This window comes from Xanthomonas sp. SHU 308 (assembly GCF_000364645.1).
GTDB classification, from domain to species: Bacteria; Pseudomonadota; Gammaproteobacteria; order Xanthomonadales; family Xanthomonadaceae; genus Xanthomonas_A; species Xanthomonas_A sontii.
Genome location: NZ_AQOK01000011.1, coordinates 1 through 4,748 on the forward strand (window position 1 = coordinate 1; position 4,748 = coordinate 4,748).

The 4,748-nt window shown below is 73.4% G+C and carries 7 protein-coding genes; all 7 read left to right on the plus strand.

The features are described from left to right. The first annotated feature begins 153 nt into the window (after nt 1–153). On the plus strand, nt 154–591 hold the full coding sequence (gene gspG, locus D588_RS0100655; protein ID WP_026143220.1) for a type II secretion system major pseudopilin GspG: 438 nt from the start codon (nt 154–156) through the stop codon (nt 589–591). Nucleotides 592–669: 78 nt separating this feature from the next. After that, complete coding sequence (locus D588_RS23720; RefSeq protein ID WP_043082891.1) at nt 670–1,119, plus strand: GspH/FimT family pseudopilin; 450 nt, start codon at nt 670–672, stop codon at nt 1,117–1,119. Further along, nucleotides 1,116–1,532, plus strand: coding sequence for a prepilin-type N-terminal cleavage/methylation domain-containing protein (locus D588_RS0100665; protein WP_017908496.1), 417 nt, complete (start codon nt 1,116–1,118; stop codon nt 1,530–1,532). The genes D588_RS23720 and D588_RS0100665 overlap by 4 nt, the downstream gene beginning before the upstream one ends. Continuing rightward, nucleotides 1,529–2,182, plus strand: a complete 654-nt coding sequence (locus D588_RS0100670) for a type II secretion system protein J (protein ID WP_017914611.1) — start codon at nt 1,529–1,531, stop codon at nt 2,180–2,182. The genes D588_RS0100665 and D588_RS0100670 overlap by 4 nt, the downstream gene beginning before the upstream one ends. A 5-nt stretch (nt 2,183–2,187) precedes the next feature. Beyond that, nucleotides 2,188–3,036, plus strand: a complete 849-nt coding sequence (locus tag D588_RS0100675) for a type II secretion system protein GspK (protein ID WP_026143221.1) — start codon at nt 2,188–2,190, stop codon at nt 3,034–3,036. Continuing rightward, a complete protein-coding gene (locus D588_RS0100680) occupies nt 3,033–4,157 on the plus strand; it encodes a PilN domain-containing protein (RefSeq protein WP_017914613.1) in 1,125 nt (374 codons plus the stop codon). Before D588_RS0100675 ends, D588_RS0100680 begins: the two co-directional genes overlap by 4 nt. Next, nucleotides 4,138–4,748, plus strand: a 611-nt coding sequence (gene gspM, locus D588_RS0100685) for a type II secretion system protein GspM (RefSeq protein WP_017914614.1), incomplete at its 3' end; no start/stop codon positions are given. The genes D588_RS0100680 and gspM, both read left to right, overlap by 20 nt.

The window sequence follows — 4,748 nt, forward strand, 5'->3', positions numbered from 1 at the left end:
CGCGCCGGCCGCGGCCGTGCGTGCGCGCGGCGCGGATCCTCCACCGCCCGGTGTGACGGCGTGCGTGACGCGCCGCTGTACCGCCGGCCGCCGCCGGCTGCCATCGTCACCGTGTTCGGCTACATAGGTCTTCCACCGCAAGGATCCGATGCAATGCGCACTCTTCGCCGCTCCCTGACCCGTTCCCCGTCCGCCGCACGCCAGGCGGGCATGAGCCTGCTGGAAATCATCATCGTCATCGTGCTGATCGGCGCGGTGCTGACCCTGGTCGGCAGCCGCGTGCTCGGTGGCGCCGACCGTGGCAAGGCCAACCTGGCCAAGTCGCAGATCCAGACCCTGGCCGGCAAGGTCGACAACTACCAGCTCGACACCGGCAAGCTGCCGTCCAAGCTCGACGACCTGGTCACCGCGCCGGGCGGCGTCAGCGGCTGGCTCGGTCCGTACGCCAAGCCGGCCGAACTGAACGATCCCTGGGGCCACCCGATCGAATACAAGGTGCCCGGCGAAGGCCGGCCGTTCGACCTGATCAGCCTGGGCAAGGACGGCCAGCCCGGCGGCAGCAGTTACGACGCCGACATCAAGTACGAGTGATCCGGCGCCGTGATCCGGGCCCCTGCCGGCGCGCTGCGCTTCGGCGTGCCGGCGTGCGCGCCGGCTGCGCGTGCGCGCATGCGCGGCGTGTCGCTGCTGGAGATGCTGCTGGTGGTGGGCCTGATCGCGATCGCCGCGCTGCTGGCGGCCTCGGTGCTGACCGGCGGCATCGACGGCATGCGCCTGCGCTCGGCGGCCAAGGAGATCGCCTCGCAACTGCGCTACACCCGCGCCCAGGCGATCGCCAGCGGCCAGCCGCAGCGGTTCCTGATCGATCCGCAGGCGCACCGCTGGCAGGCGCCCAACGGCCGCCACGGCGAGATCCCGCCGTCGCTGACGATCCGCTTCACCGGTGCGCGCCAGGCGCAGCGCCGCGACGGCGAGGGCGCGATCCAGTTCTTCGAGGACGGCGCCTCCACCGGCGGGCGCATCGACCTGCAGGCGCGCCAGGCGCGCTGGCGCGTCGACGTGACCTGGCTGACCGGCGAGGTCACGGTCGGGCGCGCACCGGACCAGGCGGGCCCATGAACCGCCAGCGCGGCTACACCCTGATCGAGGTGATCGTGGCGTTCGCGCTGCTGGCGCTGGCGCTGACCCTGCTGCTGGGCTCGCTGTCCGGCGCCGCACGCCAGGTGCAGCGTGCCGACCAGTTGAGCCGCGCCACCCTGTACGCGCAGTCGCTGCTGGCGGCGCAGGGCGTGGAGCAGCCGCTGCAGCCGGGACGCAGCCAGGGCACGCTGGATCAGGGTCGCTACCGCTGGACCCTGGACGTGGCGCCCTACGCCGACCCGCGGCGGCCGCCCGATGCCGCGGTGACGCCCGGCGCGCCGACCTTGCTGCAATTGACCCTGCAGGTGCGCTGGGGCGATGCGCCGGCGCAGGCGCTGCAGTGGAAGACCCTGCGCCTGGTCGCCCCGCAAGGCAATGGGGTGCCGCAATGACCACGCGCGCGCCGCCGCGCGCCGCCGCGCGCGGCTTCACCCTGATCGAGGTGCTGCTGGCCACGGTGCTGCTGGTCGGCGGCCTGACCCTGGCCTTCGCCACGCTGCGCTCGGCGATGGCGATCAGCGGCCGCGGCGAGGCGATCGCCGGACGCAGCGAACGCATGCGCGCGGTCGAAGGCTTCCTGCGCCGGCGCCTGAGCGGCGCGCAGTCGCTGCCGCTGGATATCGACACGCACACGCTGCAGCCGGTGCGTTTCGTCGGCGAACCGCAGCGCATGCAGTTCGTGGCCGATCTGCCCGAGTACCTCGGCCGCGGTGGCCCCTACCTGCACGACCTGCGGGTCAGCGGCGAGGGCGACCATCGGCAACTGGCGATCGCGCTGGTGCAGGTGCAGGCCGGCAAGCAACTGGCCGAGACCCCGCCGCGCCCGCCCGAGCCGCTGGCGCGCGACCTGCGCGAGGTCCGCTTCCGCTACCGCGGCCTGGACCCGGAGCGCGGCACCATCGGCCCCTGGCAGGAGCGCTGGGAGCGCACCGACACGCTGCCGCTGCTGGTCTCGATCGAACTGCGCAGCGGCGACGGCACGGCGTGGCCGCCGCTGGTGGTGGCGCTGCGCCAGGCCGGTGGCGCGGAGATGCGGCAATGAGCGCGATGCATCGCCACCGCGGCGCGGCGCTGGTGCTGGTGCTGTGGCTGATCGCGCTGCTGACCGCGCTGATCGGCGCGTTCGCGCTGACCGCGCGCACCGAGAACCTGCAGGGCAAGGTGCTCGGCGACGGCGCCGAGGCGCAGGAACGCGCCCGCGCCGGCCTGGAATACGCGCTGACCCGGCTCGCCGGCACCCCCACGCAGCCGGGCTGGCGCGCCGACGGCCGGCGCTACCGCTGGCAGTACGAAGGCGCCACGGTCGACCTGCGGGTCACCGACGAGAGCGGCAAGGTCGATCTGAACATGGCCGATGCGCAACTGCTGGCGGCGCTGGTGCGCGCGGTCGGCGAGGATCCGCAGCGCGCCGAGCGCATCGCCGCGGCGATCGTGGACTGGCGCGATCCCGACAACCTGACCCAGCCCAACGGCGCCGAGGATCCGGACTATGCCGCCGCCGGTTTGCCCTACGGCGCCAAGGATGCGCCGTTCGAAAGCCTGGCCGAGCTGCAGCTGGTGCTGGGCATGGACCCGGAGCTGTACGCCAAGCTGCTGCCCAACCTGACCCTGTACGGCGGGGTGTCGCGGCCGACGCCGGACTTCGCGCCGGGGCCGGTGCTGACCGCGCTGGGCCTGGACGCGCAGCAGGTGCTGGCGCAGCGCGAACGCACCGACCAGACCCAGCTCGGCATGGTCGGCATGGGCGGTGGCGGCACCTACAGCATCGAAAGCCGGGCGCGGCTGGGCAATGGCCGCGAGGGCGTGTTGCGCGCGGTGGTGCGCCCAGGCTCGTCGGCGCTGCCGGGCTCCGCCTACACTGTGTTGCGTTGGGAAGAAGGAACGACGGTGCGATGACGGCGTGGCGCGACACGATGGACAAACTTGGCGTACGCATCGCCCCCGGTGCGGGCGGGCTGCTGGCCTGGTGGCAGCGCTCGCTGATGGCGTGGCTGCCGCCGCGCTGGCAACTGCAGTTGGGCTGGTCGCAGGCGCGGCTGCTGCTGTGGCGCGAGGGCGAGCAGCTGATGCTGGCGCGGCAGGTCGAGTCCGAACTGGGCGCGCCGCTGGCGCTGCCGTGGCCGCTGCTGCCCGACGAACTGGAGGCGCTGCTGGGGCCGCGCCTGGCGGCGCTGCCGCGGGTGTGGTTGTTGCCGGCCGAGGCCGCGTTGCAGCGCCATCTGCGCCTGCCGGCGGCGGCCGCCGAGCACCTGCGCGAGGTGGTGAAGTTCGAGATCGACCGGCAGACCCCGTTCCAGGCCGACCAGGTGATCTACGACGTGCGCGCCGACGGCCGCCGCGACGACGCCCAGCTCGACGCCGAACTGGTGGTGGCGCCGCGCCGCGTGCTGGACGACCTGCAGGCCAGCGCCGGCGCGCTGCGCCCGACCCTGGCCGGCATCGACGTCGCCGGCAGCGATGGCGCGCCGCTGGGAGTGAATCTGCTGCCGCAGGAACAGCGCCACCGCCGCGCCGACCCGATGCGGCGCTGGAACGCGATCCTTGCCGCCACCGCGCTGCTGGCGCTGTGCGCGGCCGGCTGGCAACTGCTGGACAACCGCCGCGATGCGCTGGAGCACCTGCGCACCCAGGTGGACAGCGGCGCGCAGCGCGCGCGCGCAGTCGCCGCGCAGCGCCAGCAGCTGCTCGACCTGGTCGAAGGCGCCGCGTTCTTCGACCAGTTGCGTGCCGAGCGCCCGGCCTCGGTCGAGGTCTGGAACGAATTGAGCAAGCGCCTGCCGGAGGGCACCTATCTGGAGAAGTTCTCGATCGAGGGCAACCAGTTGCAGTTGATCGGCCTCAGCAGCGAAGCCTCGTCGCTGGTCGGGCGCCTGGAAGGCTCGCCGCTGTGGCGCACGCCCTCGCTGACCGGCGTGTTGCAGGCCGACCCGGGCAGCCACCGCGACCGCTTCACCCTCACCGCCGAGCTGGCCGGGACCAAGCGCAAGGAGGCCGCCGATGCCGGTGCAGGTCGATAAGCGCGACCGCTGGCTGGCGCTGGGCCTGCTGCTGGCGGCGCTGGCGCTGGGCTACCTGGTGCTGGTGCATCCGTGGTGGACCGTGCCGATGCGCGAGGTCGATGCGCAGATCCAGGAACTGCAGCAGCGCGAACTGCGCGTGCGCATGCAGTTGCAGCAGGCGCCGCAGGTGGCGCAGCGGCTGCAGCAGGCGCAGCGCGAACTGGCCACGCGCCCGGGCTTCCTGCGCGAGACCTCGGCCGAACTGGCCTCGGCCGGTCTGGTGCAGCGCCTGGAAAGCGCGGTGGCCACGGCCAGCCCCGGCAACCGCAGCTGCGCGATCAGCAACCGCTCGCCGCTGGCCGCCGACAACCGCAGCGACCGCTTCACCCGCGTGGCGGTGCAGGTGCGCCTGCGCTGCGGCACGCCGGAGCTGGCGGCGGTACTGCATGCGCTGGAAAGCGGCACGCCGGCGCTGTTCATCGACAATCTCAACGTGATGGCGCAGCGCTACCAGCTCTCGCCGGGCGAGAGCGGCAACGGCCTGGACGTGGCCTTCGAACTGGCCGGCTACCTGCGTCCGAACGCGATGCCGGCGCCGCCGGCGGCGTC